The organism is Streptomyces roseofulvus, from assembly GCF_039534915.1.
GTDB lineage: Bacteria > Actinomycetota > Actinomycetes > Streptomycetales > Streptomycetaceae > Streptomyces > Streptomyces roseofulvus.
On sequence record NZ_BAAAWE010000001.1, the window covers coordinates 5,489,950 to 5,509,668 of the forward strand.

The window sequence follows — 19,719 nt, forward strand, 5'->3', positions numbered from 1 at the left end:
CGACGAGGCCCCCGGTACGCGCGCGTACCGGGGGCCTCGCCCGTGCTCAGGCCGGGGTCGTACGGCGCACGGCCTCGACGATCACCGAGGCCAGCGAGGGGTCGCCGGCGTGCGCGGCCCGCTGGAGGTCCGCCCCGGTGCCCCGGGCGAGCAGCCGCGCGACGCCGGCCTCGGCGCGCTCGCGGTCGCCCGCGTCCTCCAGGGCCGGGCGGACGTGGTCGAGCAGGGTGTGCAGCACCTCGCCGGCCGGCGCCGGCCGCCAGCTCCGCGGGTCGAGCAGCTCGCCGCCGAGCCCGTACCGGCTGGCCCGCCAGGCGGCGAGCCGCAGCACCACCGTCGACACCGGGTCGGGGAGCAGCCCCCGCCGCCAGTCGCGGGCCGCGGTCTCCACCAGGGCGCGGCTCAGCACGGCGAGCAGGACGGTGTCCTCCACGTCCAGGCAGACGTCGCCGACCCGGATCTCCACCGTCGGGTAGCGGCGGGAGAGCCGGGCGTCGAAGTAGACCATGTGGTCGTCGACGAGCACGTCGCTGGCGAGCATCTCGCGGGTGGTCCGCTCGTACGCCTCCACGTCCCCGTACAGCTCGCTCGGGCCGGACATCGGCCAGCGCTGCCAGAGCTGGTGGCGCCAGCTCGCGTAGCCGGTGTCGACGCCCTGGAAGTACGGGGAGTTGGCGCTGAGCGCGAGGAGCGGGGCGAGCCACGGGCGGATCCGGTCGAGCACCGCCACCCCCTCCTCGGGCGAACCGAGGTGGACGTGGACGTGGCAGGCGCAGGCGTACTCCTCGTCGACGAGGTGGGCGTACCGGTCGTGGATCCGCCGGTAGCGGTCGTCCGGGGTGAGCAGGGGGCCGAAGTCCACGGGCGGGGTCGCGAGGGCCGCGACCGCCACCCCGGCCTCCTTGGCCGCGGCGGCGGCGGCGAGCCTGGCCCGCCGCAGCTGGTCGGCGAGCTCGGGGGTGGTGGTGCAGGGGGCGGTGCCGATCTCCAGCTGCTCGGCGTACAACTCGGGCTTCGCCGGTTCCAGGCCCTCGGTGCGCGGCCCGGCGTCGGCGTGCCAGGCGGCGATCTCGGTGACGGTGCCGGCGACGGGCTGCGGGAGCCCGGTCTCGGGATCGACCAGGAGGAGCTCCTCCTCCACCCCGAACGTGCGCAGCCCTTCCCCGCGGTGGTAGATCCACCGCTGCTGGTTCCGCATGGAGCGCTCTCCTTCACGGGCGGACGGTGGTGCGCTGACGGGCGTTCGAACGTGCTTTCTCCAAGGGTGTCCACGAACGTCCCGTCTTCCACCCGTCCTCGCACAGATGGCGCGAAAACGCCCCCCGGAGGTGGACTCCGGGGGGCCAGGCGGGGGAGTCCGCCTAGGAGGCGGAAGAGTCGCGGCGGCGGCCCAGGAGCAGGCTGCCCGCGCCGAAGACGGCGAGCGCGCCCGCGCCGGCCAGGGCGAGCGGCAGCGGGGAGTCGGGGGCGGCGGCGGCCTCGGCGGAGAGCGCCGGCGGCTGCTCGTCGCCGCCGTGGCCCGCGTGGCTCACGGTGGACAGCTCGGCGCCGGCGGCCAGTTCGGCCTCGGTCGGCGCCTCGGCCTTCAGCGCGGTGGCGGAGGCGGCGGCCGCGCCGAAGGTGACGTCCGAGCAGCTGTAGAACGCCTCGGGGCTGTCATTGCGCTGCCAGACCATGTAGACGATGTGGCGGCCGGTGCGGGCGGGCAGGTTGCCGGTGAAGGAGTAGTAGCCGTCGGTGGCGGTGCGGGTGGTGTCGTACACGGCGACCGGGGTGGAGTCGAGGTCGGACCACTTGAGCGGCTGCGTCGGGTCGAAGCCCGCCTTGGTGACGTACATGGTCATCCGGCCGGAGTGGGCGGCGGTGGCGCGGATCCTGAAGCCGAAGGCGCCGGCGCTGACGGCGGTGGCGGGCCAGTCGGTCCGCGCCCAGTCGAGGGCCCGGTACTTCTCGCGGTTGGCCGAGCAGAGCTTGCCGTCGGGGATGAGGGCCCGGTGGTTGCCGTCGGCGTTGGCGATGTTGACCTCGTTCCAGTCGTAGAGCGGCTGGGTGCCGGAGTCGGCGACGAGGTCCTTGCACACCTGCGAGTCGGGGCTCTCGGGTCCCTCGGCGTAGCAGGCGGCGACCCGGCTCACGGGGTTGAAGACGGCTCCGTGGGCGGCGGCGGTGGTGGGGGTGAGGCCGACGAGTGCGGCGGCGGCGGACAGGGCGGCGACGCCGGCGGCGGTGCGGCGGGTGGACGGCATGCGGGGGCTCTCTCTCGTGCGTGGGGGAGTACGGAACGAGCAACGCGCGCGGGGCGCACGGAAGTTGAAACCCGGGCGACCGGGATAGAGACTCGCATTGGTCCATACCAATGGGCAAGGGTGTGGGCGGAAAAAGCCCCTGAGCGCGCGGAACGGCGGCCCCGGGGAAGCCGCCGCAGCCCCGGAACCGCCGTGTGCCGTGTTCTTCGCGCGCGCTGCGCGCGCGTCAGCCGTTCGCGAGCGCCTGGACCCGTGAGAGGTCACCGTTGAAGTGGTTGTGGTCGCCGACCGTCGGGCCGGACGAGGTGTACTGCCACATCGTGTAGTACGGCCAGCCGGCCGGGAGTTCGCCGACCTCGGAGGCGTACCGCGCGATCCACAGCGGGTTGGTCGAGGCGAAGCCGGAGTAGTTGCCGGTGCACTGCTTCCACCAGCTGGTCGCGGTGTAGATGACGGCGTCGCGGCCGGTGCGGGCCTTGTACCGGTTGAGGAAGTCGCGGATCCAGGTGACCATCCCCGACTGGGTCTTGCCGTAGCAGGTGGCGCCGTACGGGTTCCACTCGATGTCGAGGACGCCGGGGAGGGTCTTGCCGTCCCGGGACCAGCCGCCGCCGTTGTTGACGAAGTAGTCGGCCTGGGCGGTGCCGGTCGTGGTGTCCGGGGTGGCGAAGTGGTACGTGCCCCGGATCATGCCGACGTTGTACGAGCCGTTGTACTGCTGCGTGAAGTAGGTGTTCTTGTAGTACGTGCCCTCCGTCGCCTTGACGTAGGCCCACTTCACGCCGCTGTTCCAGAGGGTGGACCAGGCGACGTTGCCCTGGTGGCTGGAGACGTCGACGCCCTCCGTCCAGGTGGCGAGGGTGGAGACGCCGCCGGACTCGGTGGCGCCCCGGCCGTCGTGCTTGAGGACGCCCATGCCCATGTGGGCGGTGCCGCGCGCGGGGGCGGCGGCGCGGGCCTGGGGGTCGGCGGCGCCGGCCTGGCCGGCGAGGGGCAGGACGAGGGCGGTGGCCGCGAGGCCGGCGAGCAGGGTGGTGGAGACGGATCTGCGCACACGCATGGCGTGACTCCCGAGGGGTCGTGGGGGTGGTGTGGACATGTCAGTCACGTGCTCGTCGGCGACTCTACGCACGTAGACAGCCGGGGTGGAAGAGGGCCTGGGTTCCGCCGTTGGTCTACTCCTGCGAAATACTGAAGGAGCTGCGGCGATGCCCGCGGCAGCGGGAAACTTTCAGCCGACGAAACACGCGTGGGAGGTGCGGCGTGCGCACAGGCGGTACGGCCGGTGAAGACGGCGCCACGCCCCGGGAAACCCCCGGCGCCCCCGCCGCGCGTGCGGGCGGTCCCGGCATGGACGGCGCCCCTGCGCACCCCCCGGCCGGCGGGTCGCCCGGAGGCCCTCACGCCGACGAGCCCGCCGCGGCCAGGGAGGCCGCCGGGGCGGCCGATGGCGCCCTCACGGGCGGGAGGTCCGCCGAGGGGCGGGCCGTCACCGCCGGCGGCAGCGACAGTGACGGGGAGCCCGCCGACGGCGCCGTGACTGCCGGGTCGACCTCCGGCGGCACTGTCACCGCCGGCGAGTCCTCCGGCGGCGGCGTCACCGCCGGGCCGGCAGCCGAAGGGGCCGGTGCCGCCGGACCGGTCGCCGGTGGCACCGTCCCCGGCGGCGAGTCCGTCGGCGGCGCCGCCGACGGGGCGGTCGGCGGTCGTGCGTCGGCCGGGCGCGGTGACGGCCGTGGCGCGGCGGCCGTCGGTGGGGCGGTGCCCGAAGGGGGGCCTGCCGAGCGGGAGTTTCTCGCGCTGGAGCGGGAGCTCGCCGTGTTCCTGCGCCGGGCGCGTGCGCAGTCCGGCGAGATGGCGCGGGAGGTTCATCCGGAGCTGGAGTCGTCCGCGTACGGGCTCTTCGTGCGGCTCGACGACGCCGGGCCGCAGCGCGCCACCGAGCTCTCCGCCTACTTCGGCGTCGGCAAGGCGACCATGAGCCGCCAGCTGCGCGCCCTCGAACAGCTCGGTCTGGTCGCCCGTGACCCCGACCCCGCCGACGGGCGGGCCTCCCTGGTCCGGCTCACCGACGAGGGCCGCGACCGCTTCCGGCACGTCCGCGACGCCCGCCGCGGCCGGTACGTCCGCAAGCTCGCCGACTGGGACCGCGCCGAGGTCGCCGAACTGGCCCGGCTGCTGCAGCAGTTCAACCAGCGCTCGGAAGGCTGAACCGAACCCGCGTCAGAACGCCACGTACACGCCCGTCGCGTCGTCGTGGGTCTTCCGGCGGCGGGCCCCGCCCGCCACCGCGTCCGCCGTCTCCAGCGCCCGTACCCGCTGGAGCAGTCCCGACGGGCCCTCCTTCGCCAGGACCCGGGCGCACTCCGTCCAGTCGCCCGCCCCGAACAGCTCCACCCAGCGGCTGGCCCCGTCCGTGAGCGCCGCCAGCGCCCGGACCTCCGCCAGCGGGGTCGTACCGGTCACCGCCCGCTCCGCCACCGACGGGTCCGCGGCCGCCGTGAAGAAGCCGCCCTCCCGGTTCCGCAGCCGGTCCGTCGCCTCGTGCGAGCGGAGCACCTCGCGCGGGATCCGGTCCAGCCGGTCGTCCCGCACCGCCCGGGCCGAGCCGTCCGGCGCCTGGAGCAGCAGCACCGAGTCGGACAGGACGAGGTGGTCCACCGCCTCCGTGTCCCACCGCGCGAGCACCACCGTCGCCTGAGGCGTGCGCACGTGAGAAAGGTCACAGCTGTCCGCGTGGAGCTCCGCGGTGCGCCGGATTGCCAGGGACAGGATCTCGGACAGCGTCAGATCGGCGCGGGAAGCGGACAGTTCGGTCAAAGCGCCGCCGAGCCGCGCGGTGAACCACGGCACCGTGTGCACACATCCGTCATCACCCCGGGGAGGGGTCACCCCGTCCAGGAGGACCAGCGTCCCGCCGTCGCCCGAGGCGGGCAGAGCTGCGGCGGCCCAGTCCTCGTTGGGGCGTTCGCGGCTGCCGGGGAGGGTGGCGACTTCGCTGCGCATGATGTCCAGTGTGCCCGGCTCGCGCACGGTCTTCACAACACCTGCAAAGGGCCGAAAATGGCCTGTACCAACCAGCGGTGGCCCGTCCGGACGGCGGAACCGTCAGCTCCGGCGAGCTGCGGGCGGGCATCCTGCCAAAGCCCGCCCCGAAGATCCAGCCGAGGCCCCGCACATGCCACTGGCGGCGGTCACCGGAAGTTGTTCGCCAACTCAGGAGTGTTGTTCACTCGTTCGGGTGGCGGAGCGGCCGATGCCCGTCCCCTGTCGAGAAGCGCTGGAATGGTCGGAAGCCGTACCAGGGTGGGGGGCGGAACCTCGTGACCGGCCGTCACCTCTGCTGTGTGGGCGGACGAGTCAAGAATGCGAGCACCGGTGCAGAAGAAGCGGCCTCGGAGCATGAACGGCGCGCGGAGCCAGACCCCCGGTGAGCCGCCGACCCCGGGCACCCCGTCGAACACGGGAAGCACGCCGTCCGCCGGAGCCGGAGTCGGCACCGGAGCGGGCACCGGCGTACCCGCCGTCGGCACGCCCGCAGCCGGCGTACCCGCCGGCGGTGCGCCCGCGCCGACCCCCGGCGGTCGTACCAAGCGCGTCCGCAACCGCCTCGTCGCCGGTGTCGCCCTCGTCGGCGTCATCGTCCTCGGCGCCGGCGCCCCCGCCGTCCTCACCGCCTCCACCGAACTGAACGAGTCCCGGCGCCTGGTGACCCTCGCCGAGCTCGACCGGCAGGCCGTCACCCTCGCCCACTCCCTCGCCGACGAGCGTGACGAGGTCGTCGCCTTCGTGGCGGCCGGCCGCGACGAGCAGACCGGCCCGAAGAAGGACCGGCGGACCCTCACCCCCGCCAAGTCCACCCGGGTCGACCGCCAGATCGACGAGATCCGCTCCGCCGCCCCCGACGCGCTCCGCCGCGAACTCGCCGGCATCACCTCCGTCCGCCGCACCGCCGTCACCGGCAAGGGCACGGCCCTGGAGGCCCACAAGGCGTACAGCGACGTCATCGCCAAGCTGCAGGACCTCGCCGACGAGCTCGCCGAGCGGACCCCGCCGCGCGCCACCGACCCCGGCCTCACCGGCACCGGCCGCGCCCCCGCCGACCTCGGCCGCGCCGTCGAGCAGGCGTCCGCCACCCGCGGTCTCCTCCTCGCCGCGCTCGCCGTCCCGCAGCCCGAGCCCAGCGGCGACCTCCACTACGACGCCACCACCGGCACCTACGTCGCCGACGAGCCCGAGGGCAAGGAAGAGGCCGAGCGCGCCCGCGACCAGCTGAGCGCCGCCGCCCAGCAGGCCCGCGTCCGCGAACTCGCCGCCCTCGGCGACTTCGACCGGTCCGCCGGCCCCGCCGCCCGCGACTCCCTCGCCGCGACCGTCGCCGGACCCGAGGTCAAGACCGCCGAACAGGCCCTCGGCCGGCTCACCGACCAGCCCACCCTCTCCGAGGGCGAGACCCGGACCTCCCCGTCCGGCCTCGACGCGGCGCTCTCCGCCCGCATCGAGCAGATGCGCGGCGTCGAGTCCGCCCTCGCCGCCAAGCGGGTCGAACGGCTCACCGCCCTGCGCGACGACGACGTCACCGCCCTCGAACTGCGCCTCGCCTTCCTCGGCGGCTGCCTGCTGCTCGCCGTCGGCGTCTCCACCTACGTCGCCCGCAGCCTCACCCGGCCGCTCGCCGTGCTCCGCCTCGGCGCCGCCCGGCTCGCCGCCGCACCGGACCCGGCCACCGAGGAAGCCGTCCGCTTCACCGGCCGCAACGACGAGTTCGCCCAGGTCGTCCGCTCCCTCAACACCCTCCACGGACAGCTCGCCGCCCTCGCCGCCCACACCGGCCGGCTCACCGGCGAGCGGGCCGGCCTGGTCGCCGCCGAGGAGGCCGCCCAGGCCGAACTCGCCGCCCAGCGCGCCGAGCTCCAGGGCCGGATCGCCGTGCTCACCGCCGACCTCGAACGGCTCCGCGGCACCGTCCAGCACACCTTCGTCAACCTCTCGCTGCGCAGCCTCGGCCTGGTCGACCGGCAGCTCGGGGTCATCGAGAAGCTGGAGGAGCGCGAGCAGGACCCGGACCGCCTCGCCACCCTCTTCAAGCTCGACCACATGGCGACCGTCATGCGCCGCCACAGCGAGAACCTGCTGGTCCTCGCCGGTCACGAGCACGTCCACGGCCACACCGGCCCCGTCCCGCTGGTCGACGTGCTGCGCGCCGCCGTCAGCGAGATCGAGCGGTACGAGCGGGTCACCATCCAGTCGCTGCCCCCGCACGCGCAGCTCGCCGGCTTCGCCGCCGACGACCTCAGCCACCTCGTCGCCGAACTCCTGGAGAACGCCACCGCGTTTTCCCCGCCGGACGCCGAGGTCCAGCTCTCCGGCTGGCTCCTGGAGACCGGCGAGGTGATGCTTTCGGTCCAGGACTCCGGCATAGGGATCCCCGAGCACCGGCGCGCCGACCTCAACGCCCGCCTCGCCGCCGCCGATCCGGAGGCGTTCGACGGCGAGGGCCTCGGCATGCGCGTCGTCGCCCTGCTCGCCGCCCGCCACGGCGTCGGCGTCGAGCTGCGGGAGCAGAAGCCGGGCGGCACCGCCGCCGTCGTGGTGCTGCCGCTGCCGCTGCTGCCGACCGCGCCGCAGGCCGCCGTTCCCGAGCCGGTACGGATCGCGGGCACCGGCGCCGTACCCGTGCTCCACCTCCCCGGCTCGGAGGCCGAGGCCAACTCCAACGCGCTTCCGTCCCGCAGCCGCGACCCGCTCGTGGACGCGGCGGAACGCGCCTTCCGCGAGGCGGAGTCCGAGCCGGCCACCACCACGGAGCCCGCGCCGCCGTACGAGCCGGAGCCCGCGCCGCCGTACGAGCCGGAGCCCGCGCCGCCGTACGAGCCGGAGCCCGAGCCGGTGTACGAGGCGGAGCCGGAGCCCGAGCCGGTGTACGAGGCGGAGCCCGAGCCCGAGCCGGTGTACGAGGCCGAGACCGCGCCCGCGTACGAGGCCGGCCCCGAGGCGCCCGCCCCTGAGCCGTACGAGCCGCAGCCCGTCACGACCACCGAGCCGCAGCACGTACCGGCCGCCGAGCCGCAGCCCGTGGAGTCCGTCTCCGAGACGACGCTCCAGGTGCGGCTCCCCGACCCGCCGCCCGAGCCGGACCGCCACGAGCGGGCCGCCGAGCCGCCGGTCGCGCCCGTGCCGGAGCAGGCCGGGCCCGTCGACGACCCGCAGGTGCCCGGACCGCGGCCCGCGCAGTGGGAGCGCGTGACCGACAAGGGCCTGCCCAAGCGCACCCCGCAGGTGGTCCGCGCCCCCGCCGGGCCCACCGCTCCCCGCCAGGGCGCGGTGGACGCCGAGGCGCTCCGCCGCCGTCTGGGCGGCTTCCACCGCGGCGCCGTCGCAGGGCGCCGCGACGTCGAGGCGGAGATAGCAGCAGGAAGCACCGCGCGCACAGAGGAGATGACGGGGGACACAGTCGAGGAGGCACGCAGTTGACCGCCACGGGAACGAGCACCACGAGCACCACGAGCACGTACGGACTGAGCACGGAGGCCCGCAACCTGCAATGGCTGCTGGGCAACCTGGTGGAGGAGGTGCCCGGCGTCCGCTCGGTCGCCGTCGTCTCCTCCGACGGGCTCCTGCTGCTCTCCTCCGACCCCGACGAGCGCCCGGACCCGGCCGCCGACGGGCCCGCCCGCCCCCGGGGCCCGCGCGGCTCCAGCGCCGACCTGGCCACCATCGTCTCCGGCATCGGCAGCCTCACCGTCGGCGCCGCGCGGCTCATGGACGGCGGCGGTGTGAAGCAGACCATGGTCGCCATGGAGGAGGGCAGCGTCTTCGTCATGTCGATCAGCGACGGATCGCTGCTCGGCGTGCACGCCACCCCCGACTGCGACATGAGCGTCGTCGCGTACCACATGGCGCTCTTCGTGGGCCGGGCCGGACACGTCCTCACCCCCGAAGTCCGCAGCGAGCTGCGCAAGTCGATGGAGACCTACCGGTGAGCTCGCTGACCGCCGCCCACCGGCTGCCGACGCGGGGCGAAGGACGGCGCCCCGCGCGCGTGCGCCCGTACTCGCTGACCGGCGGCCGCACCCGCTTCGGGCACGTGCTGCTCGTCGAGACCTTCGTCGCCGCCCTGGAGGCGCCGATCGCCCGCAAGGTCCTCACGGACGGCGGCCCCGGCCCGCGCGGGCTGATGCCCGAGATGCGGGCCATCGTCGAGATCTGCCGCCGGATGCGGACCGTGGCGGAGATCTCGGCCCTCCTCAAGATGCCGTTGGGTGTCGTCCGGGTGCTGCTCAGCGACCTGGCCGACCAGGGAAAGATCCGTGTGTACGGGACCGGTCACGGCACCGGCCAGCCCGACCGCGCGCTCCTCGAAAGGGTGCTGAGTGGACTCCGTCGTCTCTGACGCCACCGCCGTCGACACCGCCGTCGACACCCCCGCCGCCTCCCCGGCGGCGACCGTCCCCCCCGCCGCCATCCCCGCCCAGCCCGGGCCGGTCACCGGGGAATCCGACCCCGAGGAACCCGATCCCGAGGACGGCGCCCAGGACTGGCAGCTCGACCACTCCCGCGCCCCGATCGCGACGAAGATCGTGGTCGCGGGCGGCTTCGGCGTCGGCAAGACCACCTTCGTCCGCGCGGTCTCGGAGATCACCCCGCTCCAGACCGAGGCGCTGATGACCCGGGCGAGCGAGGAGACCGACGACCTCACCGCCACCCCGGACAAGCTCACCACCACCGTGGCGATGGACTTCGGCCGGATCACGCTCGACAACGACCTGGTGCTGTACGTCTTCGGCACCCCGGGCCAGCAGCGCTTCTGGTTCATGTGGGACGACCTCGTGCGCGGCGCGATCGGGGCGATCGTGCTCGCCGACACCCGCCGCCTCACGGACTGCTTCCCGGCGCTCGACTACTTCGAGAGCTGCGGCCTGCCGTACGTCGTCGCCGTCAACCACTTCGAGGGCACCGAGCGGTTCGAGCCGGAGGACGTCAGGGAGGCCCTGACGATCACCCCCGAGGTCCCTGTGGTGATCATGGACGCGCGCAAGCGCTACAGCGTCGTCGAGACCCTGCTCGCCATGGTCGAGCACGCGCTCTCCGCGACGCCCGAGTAGCCGCCCCCACCGTCCCCGTTCTCGCCAGGAGCTCCACCCATGCGGAAGATACTCATAGTCGGCGCCGGACAGTCCGGTCTCCAGCTCGCCCTCGGCCTCCAGTCCCACGGCTACGAGGTCACCCTGATGTCGAACCGGACCGCGGACGAGATCCGCTCCGGCCGCGTCATGTCCACCCAGTGCATGTTCGACACCGCGCTCGGGCACGAGCGCGACCTCGGCCTGAACTTCTGGGAGTCCCAGGCCCCGAGGATCGAGGGCCTCGGCGTCTCCGTCGCCGGCCCCGAGTCCGCCCGGCTGATCGACTGGGTCGGCAAGCTCGACGGCTACGCCCAGTCCGTCGACCAGCGCGTGAAGATGGCCGGCTGGATGGAGACCTTCGTCCAGCGCGGCGGACAGCTCGTCATCCACGGCGCGGCCGTCGGCGACCTCGACTACTTCGCGGGCCGCTACGACCTGGTGCTCGTCGCCGCCGGCAAGGGCGAGCTGGTCTCCATGTTCGGCCGCGACGCCGCCCGCTCCCCGTACGCCGAACCGCAGCGCGCGCTCGCCGTCGCGTACGTCCACGGCCTCGGCCCCCGCCCCGAGCACCCCGACTTCGACGCGGTCCGCTGCAACATCGTGCCGGGCGTCGGCGAGCTCTTCGTGATGCCGACGCTCACCCTCGGCGGCCGCGCCGACATCCTCTTCTGGGAGGGCATTCCCGGCGGCCCCGTCGACGCCTTCCAGGGCGTCAAGGACCCCTCCGAGCACCTGGCGCTGACGCTGGAGCTGATGGAGAAGTTCCTGCCCTGGGAGTACGCGCGCGCGACCCGGGTCGAGCTCACCGACGCCGGCGGCACCCTCGCCGGCCGGTACGCGCCGACCGTCCGCAACCCGATCGGCCGGCTCCCCGGCGGCGGCCTGGTCCTCGGCGTCGCCGACGTCGTCGTCGCCAACGACCCGATCACCGGCCAGGGCTCCAACTCGGCGTCCAAGTGCGCCGCCGCCTACCTCGCGGCCATCGTCGAGCACGGCGACCGGCCCTTCGACGAGGAGTGGATGCGGTCCGCGTTCGACCGCTACTGGAAGACCGCCGAGCCGGTCACCAAGTGGACCAACGCCATGCTGGCGCCGCCGCCGGAGCACGTCCTGAACCTGCTCGGCGCGGCCGGACAGCTCCAGCCGGTCGCCGACCGCTTCGCCAACGGCTTCGACGACCCGGCCGACTTCGAGGACTTCTTCTTCGACCCGGAGAAGGCGTCCGCCTACCTGGCGTCGGTCGCCGGAGCCTGACCGCCGCCCTCGGACCCTCCGTCGGACTCCCCGTCCGCCCCCCGGTCGTACCCCTCGTCCGAGCCCTCCCGGGCGCCCTCCGGGAGGACCGGCGGGGTGTACGACGGCAGGGCCGTGCCGCCGGGATCGGGCCGTACGGCCCCGAGCAGCGGGTTCGCCGCGACGGGGGAGACCTTCACCCGGCCGCCCGGCCGCGGAGCCTGCACGACCAGGCCCTCGCCCAGGTAGAGGGCCACGTGCGTGGCGCCCGGGAAGTACACCACCAGGTCCCCGGGGCGCAGCTCGCCCAGCGCCACCCGGGGCAGCCGCGCCCACTGCTCCTGGCTGGTGCGCGGGATCTCCCGGCCGGCCGCCGCCCACGCCCGCTGCGTCAGGCCCGAGCAGTCGTAGCTGTCCGGGCCCTCGGCGCCCCACTCGTACGGTTTGCCGAGCTCGCCGACCGCGAAGGCCAGCGCCTCCGCGCCCGCCCGGGACGGGGTGAGGGTGGGGTCGAGGACGCCGGAGTCGAGGAGTTCGCGCTGGGCGCCGGCCGTCTCGGCCCGTTCCAGCTCGGTCAGGCGCGCCAGCTGCTCGGCGGAGAGCGAGGCGAGCAGCCCCTCGACCTCGGCGAGCTTCCGCCGCACCTCGTCCCGCCGGGTCCGCTGCCGGTCGGCGAGCGTCTTCTGCCGGCCGAGCGCGGTGCGGGAGGCGGCGGCCAGCGCGGCGGCCCGGCGCTCGGCGGCCTGGAGCCGGGGCACGGCGGAGGCCCGGTCGCGGGCCGTGCGGTCCATCAGATGCCGGGCGTCGAGCGCCGACTGGGGGTCCGGGGCGAAGAGCAGCCGCAGCGGGGAGGCGTACCCGGCCCCCCGGCCCTGGTACTGCTCGCGGGCCAGCCGCCCCGCCTCGGCCCGGCCCCGCGCGAGCGCGCTGCGGGCGCTCTCCAGGTCGGCGGTGACCCGCCGGGTGTCGGCGTTCTGCAGCCGCAGCGCCTCCTCGGCGGCGTTGTACCGCTCCGTGGCCTCCTCGGCCCGCCGGTAGAGGGTGCGGAGCCGGGTGAGCAGCGTCGCCACGGAGCCCCCTCCGGAGGGCGCGAGCGCGGCGGCGTCGTCGGTCTCCGCCGTGGGAGGGGTCGCGGCGGCGGGAGCGGGCACTTCGGCCGGACCGGTGTCCGCGTCCGGGTCCACCGGGCCGACCGGTTCCGCCGCCGGATCGGCCCAGGCCACGGGCGCCGACCCGGCGGGCGGGTCCGCCGGGGGGTCGGGCGGTACGGGCACGGCCGCCGCCGTGCCGGCCAGGGCCGTCAGCGCGGCCAGCGCTCCCGTACAGACCGTGCGCAGCAGCCTTCGCGACACGTCACCACCACCTCCAGAGCGGGCTCCGGAGGCATCATGGCGCGTCAATTCATCCGATTACCGTACGAAGTGGGGCGCGCCTTCCCGGCTCACCCGTTCGGCCCTCCGCCGGAGGCTCCGCTCTCGTCGCTCTCGTCGGGCGTGGCGGGCCGGGGGCTCGGCTTGGACCACGGCCACTTCAGCTCGCGCCGCTCACGGCCCTCGGGGGCGTACTCGTAGACCCAGCCGCGCTGGAGGCCGAGCCGCTTGGTGTGGCCCGCGGGCTCGCGCCGGTACGTGTACAGCACGGGCGGCCGGCCGTCGTGGGCCGGCACCGGCACCTCGTACCACTTCGGCGGGTGGCCGGTCGCGCCGAGCAGGATGGGCAGCACCCGCCCGTCGAGCGGGCCGCCGCGGAAGGGGGTGTTCTCGCTTCTCACCCCACCAGTCTCTCCCGGCCGCGCCCGGCACGGGCGGTCAGAGCAGGTGCCCCGCCTCGCCGGCGAGCGGCACCAGACGGCGGGCGAGGTCGGCGACCGGACCGTCGGGGGTCTCCTGGGCGAGCAGCCGCCGGACGACCTCCGCGGTCTCCGGGTCGCGCGCGGAGCTCGCGGCGAGGAGCGCGACGAGGTGGTCGACCAGCCAGTCGCGCAGCTCGCCGGCGTCCGGCCGCTTGCCGTCGCCGAGCCAGAGGAGGGAGGCCGCCTCCACGGCCGCGATCCAGGTGCGGACCAGCATCCCGAGCCGCCCGCCCGGCCGCTCCACGCCCAGGTGCACGAAGATCTGCCCGGCCGCGGCCCGCCGCACCTCGTCCACGATCGCGGCGGTGTGGGCGGTCTCCACGACGCTCCCGCCGCGCAGCAGCGCGCTGAAACCGGCGTCGTGGCCGTCCACGAAGGCCAGATAGCGGTCGAGGACCCGGCCGAGCCGCTCGGTGGGCGGGCCCTCCGCCGGCTCGGCGAAGCAGCGGTTCAGGGCCTCGGCCGAGGAGCGCAGGGCGGCCTCGTACAGCTGCTGCTTGCCGCCGGGGAAGTAGCGGTAGACCAGCGGCCGGGAGACCCCGGCGGCCTCGGCGACGTCGTCGAGCGACACGTCCTCGGGGGCCCGGTGCGCGAACAGCCCGAGCGCGGCCTCCAGGAGCTGGCCGCGCCGCTCCTCGACGCTGAGCCGGCGGTACGCGGGAGAGGCGGCGCTCGTCATGCCCGCAGCGTAACCCCGGTACCACCCCCTCCGGACCCCTGCCCGAAACCAGTCCGGAACCCGCACCCGGCGCCAGTCCGGAACCCGCACCCGCGTCGCTCCGGAGCCCTGGCCGGAACCCGCCCCGGTCGTCGTCGGTCAGGCCAGCAGTCCCGAGGAGCGCCACAGACGGCGGCCCGGGCCGCGCAGGACGCCGATGTCGTCGAGGAAGTCCGTCAGGCGCCGGGCGCCGGTCTGCATGACCTCCCGCCGGTGCCCGCTCGCCCGCACCTGGGCGACCGCCTGCCGCCGGTCCAGGCCCACCGCGTCGTACACCGCCGGGTTGACGAAGCAGGTGGAGAAGACCCGGGCGGCCTCGCCGCAGCTGAGCCGGGTGAACTCGCGCTCCCAGCGCGGGGCCGTCACCATCTGGCGGCGCAGCTCCTCGCGGGCGTACCGCACGTGCCGGGCCTCCTCGACCACGTGGATCCGGGTGACCCCGCGCACCAGCGGCTGGACCCGCTCGTCAGGGAAGGTCAGCCGCTGCATCCAGTCGAGGATCTCCTCGCCGAGCAGGGTGGCGGCGAAGGAACCGGGGGTGGTGGAGACGGTCTTCAGGACGCGGGCGAGGTTGTGGTAGACCCGCGGCACCGGGTACTCGCCGGTCCCGCTCTTGCGGATCAGCCGGGCGAACATCATGGAGTGGCGGCACTCGTCGGCGATCTCGGTGAGGGCGTACCCCACGTGATGGCTGGTCAGCGACTTGTCGTAGATGTGCCGGACGAGCAGCTGCATCAGGATGATCTCGAACCAGATGCCCAGCGAGGCGAGCGAGGCGGCCTCGTGGCGGGAGAGGGCGATCCGCTGCTCCTCGGACATCCGGTGCCACAGCGGGGTCCCGTAGAGCGAGACCAGCTCCGGCGGCCAGTACCACTTCCCGTCCTCGAAGGGCGCGTCCCAGTCGAGTTCGGCGTCGGGGTCGTGGGAGTGCTTGCGGGAGGACTCCAGAAGCCGTTCGGCGAGCCGCTCACGGTCGCGGAGCGGCCCCAGCGCGTCCCGCAGCAGGGTGAGGTCGGGTTCGGTGAAGGGACTCATGGCGGAGGCACCTCGGGGGCGGCGGGTCGGGTTACCGTCGGTCACTCGCTATCAGACTGCCCGTCAGCAAGCCCGTCAATCCCTCCCGCGCGACTTGTTGACGCTTCGTCCAGCAACGTGTGAGCCTGCTGGCAGCGGCTGACAAGCCGTCAGGCCGGAAGGAGTGGTCGATGTCGACGCACGAGCTCTACGTGAACCCCCCGTCCGGACCCGGCCGGGAGATCCCGGCCACCGGAGAGGCCCGCTTCTCCTGGGAGTACGACATGGCCGACGCCGGCCGTGACCGGCTCCTCGCGCTGTACCAGAAGGGCAAGGACAAGCAGTGGGACGGCGCCCGCCGCATCGACTGGGCGCTGGAGGTCGACCCGTACGACCCGCTCGGCACCCCCGACGAAGCGCTCGCCCTGTACGGCACCCGGCACTGGGCCAAGCTCACCGAGAAGGACAAGGGCGAGCTGCGCCGCCACTACGCCTCCTGGAACTTCAGCCAGTTCCTCCACGGCGAGCAGGGCGCCATGGTCTGCGCCGCCCGGATCGTCGAGTCCGCGCCCGACCTCGACGCCAAGTTCTACTCCGCCACCCAGACCATGGACGAGGCCCGGCACGCCGAGATCTACGGCCGTTTCCTGCACGAGAAGATCGGGATGCTGTACCCGATCAACGACGACCTCCAGAGCCTCCTCGACGACACCCTCCGCGACTCCCGCTGGGACATGCCCTACCTCGGCATGCAGGTGCTCATCGAGGGCCTGGCCCTCGCCGCCTTCGGCATGATCCGCGACACCACCGACAAGCCGCTGCCGAAGCAGATCCTCGCGTACGTCATGCAGGACGAGGCCCGGCACGTGGCCTTCGGCCGGATGGCCCTGCGCGACCACTACCGGCAGCTCACCGACGCCGAACTGCGCGAGCGCGAGGAGTTCGTCATCGAGGGCTGCTACCTGATGCGCGACCGGCTCCGCGGGGTCGAGGTCCTGGAGAACTTCGGCGTCGGACGCAAGGAGGCGGAGGAGTTCAGCGAGCAGAGCGAGTTCCTGCACCTCTTCCGGAAGCTGCTGTTCAGCCGGATCGTGCCCTGCGTCAAGGACATCGGCCTCTGGGGCGAACGCCTCCAGAGGGCCTACCTCGACATGGGCGTCTTCGACCTCGGCGACTCCAACCTCGACCTCCTGATGACCCAGGACGAGGAGATCGCGGACCACCTGGACGCGGAACGCTTCGCGGCGGAGGAGCGGGAACGGGTCGCCGAGGTGGAGCGGGCGATCGAGGCCGGCGCGGCGGAGGGGTAGCGCGCCACCGGCGCGCCGGCCGGTGCCGGGATCAGGGCGTGCCGGCCGTTCCCGGCGCTCCGCGCGGGCGGGGCGGGGGAGACGGCGGGATGGTCCTCGGCCGGGTGGCCGGCGGGTCGGCCGGGCGAGGGGCCGGGCGGGTGCCCGGGGGCCCGTGCGGCCGGGGCGGGGGGTCGGTCCCGCGGGTTCCTCGGGCGCCCGGCGTGCCGGACGCGCGGGACTCCGCCTCCAGGCGCAGGGCCTCCCGCATCACGTCGCGGGCGATCGGCGCCGCGCTGCCGCCGCCGCTGATGTCCGTGCGGGACGCCTCCGCGTCCTCCACGACCACCGCCACCGCCACCGCCGGCCGCCCCGAGTCCTCCGCCTGCGCCCAGGCGATGAACCAGGCGTACGGGGTGCCCGTGTTGCCGAGGCCGTGCTGCGCGGTGCCCGTCTTGCCGCCGACCCGGGCCCCTGGGATCGCCGCGTTCGCGCCCGTCCCCTCGTCCACCGCCTTCACCATCAGCCGCTGCAGCTGCAGCGCGGTCGACGGGCTCATCGCCTGCCGGTGGGTGCGGCGCGGGGTGCGGTCCACGGTCGCGCCGCCGGAGGTCGTCGTCCGGTCCACCAGGTACGGCTGCGCGATCTCCCCGGTGTTGGCGACCGCCGCCGCCACCATCGCCATCTGCAGCGGGGTCGCCGTGGTGTTGAACTGCCCGATCGACGACAGCGCCAGCTGGTCAGGGCTCATGTCGCGGTCGAAGGTGGACTTCGCCACCCAGGACGGCACCCGCAGCGTCGTGTCGTCGAAGCCGAACCGTTCCGCCGCCTCCACCATCCCGGCCAGGCCCACGTCCACGCCGAGCCCGGCCATCACCGTGTTGCAGGACCACTGGAGGGCGTACGCGAGCGAGGCGTCCTCGCACCCCCGGGCCGAGTTCGGCAGCACCTGCCGGGTGCCGGGCAGCACGAAGGGGTCCGGCGTGTCCGTCGGCGCGTCCACGTCCCGCACCACCCCCGCGTCCAGCGCCGCCGCCGCGGTCACGATCTTGAAGGTGGAGCCGGGCGGATAGGTCTGCCGCAGCGCCCGGTTGAGCATCGGCTGGTTCGGCGAGGTGGTCAGCCGGGTCCAGGCGTCCTTCACGTCCGGGCCGGTGCCGGAGAGCACGCCCGGCTCGTACGAGGGGGAGGAGACCAGCGCCAGGATCCGCCCGCTCGACGGTTCGAGCGCGACGACCGCGCCGCGCTTGCCGTCGAGCCCCCGGTAGGCGGCCTCCTGCATCGGCGCGCGGATCGTCGTCACCACGTCGCCGCCGGGGGAGCGGCCCCGGGTGAGGTCGTTCCACAGCGGCAGCGGCGCCAGCATCGGGTCGGTGCCGGCGAGGATCCCGTCCTCCGCGTGCTCGACCATCGTGGTGCCGTACGTCTGGGAGGCGTAGCCGGTCACCGGCGCGTACAGCGGACCCCGGCGGTAGGTCCGCTCCCAGCGCAGCTGCTCGCCGCTGTCCCGGGAGCCGGTCACCGGCTTCCCGTCGACGACGATCTCGCCGCGCGGCTCGGCCCAACGGGCGATAGACCCCCGCCGGTTGGCCGGATTCGCGTCCAGTTCGCCGGCCTCGACCAGCATCACCCGGACCGCGTTGACCAGCAGTGCGGCGAGCAGCAGCAGACAGAGCGCGGCGGCCCGCCGGATGTACCGGATCACCGGCCGGCCTCCACCCGGGCCGGCTCGCCCGTCTCGCCGGTCTCGGCGGCCTCGGGCAGCGGGGCCCGCGCGGAGTCGCTGACCCGGATCAGCAGCGCCACGATCACCCAGTTGGTCACCACCGACGAACCGCCCTGCGCCAGGAACGGCATCGCCATGCCGGTCAGCGGGATCAGCCCCATCACCCCGCCCGCGATCACGAAGACCTGGAGCGCCACGATCGACGCCAGCCCCACCGCGAGCAGCCGCCCGAAGGGGTCCCGCAGCGCCAGCCCGGCCCGGTAGCCGCGCGCGACGAAGAGCGCGTACAGCAGGAAGAGCGCGGTGAGCCCGACCAGCCCCAGCTCCTCGCCGGCCGTCGCCAGGATGAAGTCCGACTTGGCGGCGAAGCCGATGAGGACCGAGTGGCCGAGGCCGAGGCCGGTGCCGAGCATCCCGCCGGCGGCGAAGGCGAAGAGCGACTGGGCGAGCTGCCCGGGCCCGTGGCCTGCCCGGATGGAGGCGTACGGATCGAGCCAGTCCTCCACCCGGCCGTGCACGTGCGGCTCGACGGAGCCGATCAGGAAGGCCCCCGCGGCGGCCAGCAGCAGCCCGATCGCGATCCAGCCGGTCCGCCCGGTGGCCACGTACAGCATGATCACGAAGAGGCCGAAGAAGAGCAGCGAGGTGCCGAGGTCCCGCTCCAGGACGAGCACGCCGACGCTGAGCAGCCAGATCGCCACGATCGGCCCGAGCACCCGCCAGGTAGGGAACTGGAACTTCCAGATCCGGCGGCCGGCGTACGCGAGCGCGCTGAGGTTGGCGGAGAGGTACGCGGCGAAGAAGACCGCCAGCAGGATCTTCGCGAACTCGCCCGGCTGGAAGGAGAGCCCGCCGATCCGGATCCAGATCCTGGCCCCGTTCACCGCCGGGAAGAAGATCGGCAGGATCATCAGGGCGAGCGCGGCGGCGACGGAGACGTACGCGTACCCCTGGAGGGCGCGGTGGTCGCGCAGCACGAGGACGACCACGATGAAGAGCGCGACGCCGAGCGTCGACCACACCAGCTGGGTGGTGGCCGCCAGGTCGTGGGGGGTCTCCAGGTCCAGCCGGTAGATCAGCACCAGACCGAGCCCGTTGAGCAGCAGGGCGATCGGCAGCAGGAGCGGATCGGCGTACGGGGCCCGGAACCGCACGGCGAGGTGCGCGAGCAGCGCGAGGAGCCCGAGCCCCGCCCCGTACCGGGCGGCGTCCGGCGGCACGGCCCCGTCGTGGGCGAAGCCCACCTCGGCGTAGCCGCAGACGGAGATGAGGACGGCGCCGAGGAGCAGCACCAGTTCCACCCCGCGCCGCTTGGGGCCCCGGACGCCGGGCGGCGGCGCGGCCGGAGGCGCGTCCGTGGTCCGAGGTGCGGTCATGGTCGGCAACGTAGCAAGCCGTATGCCGTATGTCCCTTTTGTGTGACGGTGTGCCGTGAGGCTGTCGATCCCTCCGGGGTGTCGATCCCTCCGGGCCGTTCCTCGCCACGGGCCGTTCATCCCGCCCGGCCGCTCCCCT

17 protein-coding genes are annotated in these 19,719 nt (G+C 74.3%); 7 read left to right on the forward strand and 10 right to left on the reverse strand.

Translation table 11 applies throughout. The annotated features are described in order from the left end of the window. Positions 1-46: 46 nt before the first annotated feature. From ABFY03_RS25570 to ABFY03_RS25580, 3 genes are all read right to left on the reverse strand, one after another. Positions 47-1,198 (reverse strand): carboxylate-amine ligase, encoded by a 1,152-nt coding sequence (locus ABFY03_RS25570; RefSeq protein ID WP_319009598.1) that lies wholly within the window; start codon positions 1,196-1,198, stop codon positions 47-49. Between the two features lie 163 nt (positions 1,199-1,361). After that, a complete protein-coding gene (locus ABFY03_RS25575) occupies positions 1,362-2,246 on the reverse strand; it encodes a lytic polysaccharide monooxygenase auxiliary activity family 9 protein (RefSeq protein WP_346170932.1) in 885 nt (294 codons plus the stop codon). Positions 2,247-2,472: 226 nt separating this feature from the next. After that, the gene (locus ABFY03_RS25580; protein ID WP_346170933.1) at positions 2,473-3,306 is read right to left on the reverse strand and encodes a lysozyme; all 834 of its coding nucleotides are present in this window, start codon (positions 3,304-3,306) and stop codon (positions 2,473-2,475) included. Between the two features lie 701 nt (positions 3,307-4,007). Between ABFY03_RS25580 and ABFY03_RS25585 the strand changes: the two genes are divergently transcribed. Further along, positions 4,008-4,457 carry a MarR family winged helix-turn-helix transcriptional regulator gene (locus ABFY03_RS25585; protein WP_319009718.1) on the forward strand — a complete coding sequence of 150 codons (450 nt, stop codon included), beginning with the start codon at positions 4,008-4,010 and terminating at the stop codon, positions 4,455-4,457. A 12-nt stretch (positions 4,458-4,469) separates the two neighbouring features. Here the strand turns inward: ABFY03_RS25585 and ABFY03_RS25590 are convergent, their stop codons facing one another. Continuing rightward, complete coding sequence (locus ABFY03_RS25590; RefSeq protein ID WP_319009595.1) at positions 4,470-5,252, reverse strand: hypothetical protein; 783 nt, start codon at positions 5,250-5,252, stop codon at positions 4,470-4,472. Between the two features lie 396 nt (positions 5,253-5,648). Between ABFY03_RS25590 and ABFY03_RS25595 the strand changes: the two genes are divergently transcribed. The 5 genes from ABFY03_RS25595 to ABFY03_RS25615 all read left to right on the forward strand — a co-directional run bounded on the left by ABFY03_RS25595 (position 5,649) and on the right by ABFY03_RS25615 (position 11,626). Continuing rightward, on the forward strand, positions 5,649-8,720 hold the full coding sequence (locus tag ABFY03_RS25595; protein WP_346170934.1) for a nitrate- and nitrite sensing domain-containing protein: 3,072 nt from the start codon (positions 5,649-5,651) through the stop codon (positions 8,718-8,720). Beyond that, complete coding sequence (locus tag ABFY03_RS25600; protein ID WP_346170935.1) at positions 8,717-9,229, forward strand: roadblock/LC7 domain-containing protein; 513 nt, start codon at positions 8,717-8,719, stop codon at positions 9,227-9,229. The genes ABFY03_RS25595 and ABFY03_RS25600 overlap by 4 nt, the downstream gene beginning before the upstream one ends. Continuing rightward, positions 9,226-9,639 (forward strand): DUF742 domain-containing protein, encoded by a 414-nt coding sequence (locus ABFY03_RS25605; protein ID WP_319009592.1) that lies wholly within the window; start codon positions 9,226-9,228, stop codon positions 9,637-9,639. Before ABFY03_RS25600 ends, ABFY03_RS25605 begins: the two co-directional genes overlap by 4 nt. Positions 9,640-9,709: 70 nt before the next feature. Continuing rightward, positions 9,710-10,351, forward strand: coding sequence for a GTP-binding protein (locus tag ABFY03_RS25610; RefSeq protein WP_319009717.1), 642 nt, complete (start codon positions 9,710-9,712; stop codon positions 10,349-10,351). Between the two features lie 39 nt (positions 10,352-10,390). Continuing rightward, positions 10,391-11,626: a styrene monooxygenase/indole monooxygenase family protein gene (locus tag ABFY03_RS25615; protein ID WP_319009591.1), complete on the forward strand. Its 1,236-nt coding sequence runs from the start codon at positions 10,391-10,393 to the stop codon at positions 11,624-11,626. Here ABFY03_RS25615 and ABFY03_RS25620 read toward each other — a convergent pair. The 4 genes from ABFY03_RS25620 to ABFY03_RS25635 all read right to left on the reverse strand — a co-directional run bounded on the left by ABFY03_RS25620 (position 11,599) and on the right by ABFY03_RS25635 (position 15,210). Continuing rightward, on the reverse strand, positions 11,599-12,957 hold the full coding sequence (locus ABFY03_RS25620; protein WP_346170936.1) for a C40 family peptidase: 1,359 nt from the start codon (positions 12,955-12,957) through the stop codon (positions 11,599-11,601). The two genes, ABFY03_RS25615 and ABFY03_RS25620, sit on opposite strands and share 28 nt — an antisense overlap. An 89-nt stretch (positions 12,958-13,046) precedes the next feature. Next, on the reverse strand, positions 13,047-13,376 hold the full coding sequence (locus ABFY03_RS25625) for a hypothetical protein (RefSeq protein WP_319009589.1): 330 nt from the start codon (positions 13,374-13,376) through the stop codon (positions 13,047-13,049). Positions 13,377-13,413: 37 nt separating this feature from the next. Then, positions 13,414-14,136, reverse strand: coding sequence for a TetR/AcrR family transcriptional regulator (locus ABFY03_RS25630; protein WP_319009588.1), 723 nt, complete (start codon positions 14,134-14,136; stop codon positions 13,414-13,416). A 138-nt stretch (positions 14,137-14,274) separates the two neighbouring features. Continuing rightward, on the reverse strand, positions 14,275-15,210 hold the full coding sequence (locus tag ABFY03_RS25635) for an AurF N-oxygenase family protein (protein WP_319009587.1): 936 nt from the start codon (positions 15,208-15,210) through the stop codon (positions 14,275-14,277). Between the two features lie 170 nt (positions 15,211-15,380). On the opposite strand from ABFY03_RS25635, the gene ABFY03_RS25640 reads away from it, so the two are divergent. Continuing rightward, complete coding sequence (locus ABFY03_RS25640; protein ID WP_319009586.1) at positions 15,381-16,499, forward strand: ferritin-like domain-containing protein; 1,119 nt, start codon at positions 15,381-15,383, stop codon at positions 16,497-16,499. A gap of 31 nt (positions 16,500-16,530) precedes the next feature. Here the strand turns inward: ABFY03_RS25640 and ABFY03_RS25645 are convergent, their stop codons facing one another. Continuing rightward, positions 16,531-18,183, reverse strand: a complete 1,653-nt coding sequence (locus ABFY03_RS25645) for a penicillin-binding transpeptidase domain-containing protein (protein ID WP_346170937.1) — start codon at positions 18,181-18,183, stop codon at positions 16,531-16,533. Further along, complete coding sequence (locus ABFY03_RS25650; RefSeq protein ID WP_319009584.1) at positions 18,180-19,580, reverse strand: FtsW/RodA/SpoVE family cell cycle protein; 1,401 nt, start codon at positions 19,578-19,580, stop codon at positions 18,180-18,182. The genes ABFY03_RS25645 and ABFY03_RS25650 overlap by 4 nt, the downstream gene beginning before the upstream one ends. Positions 19,581-19,719: the final 139 nt, after the last annotated feature.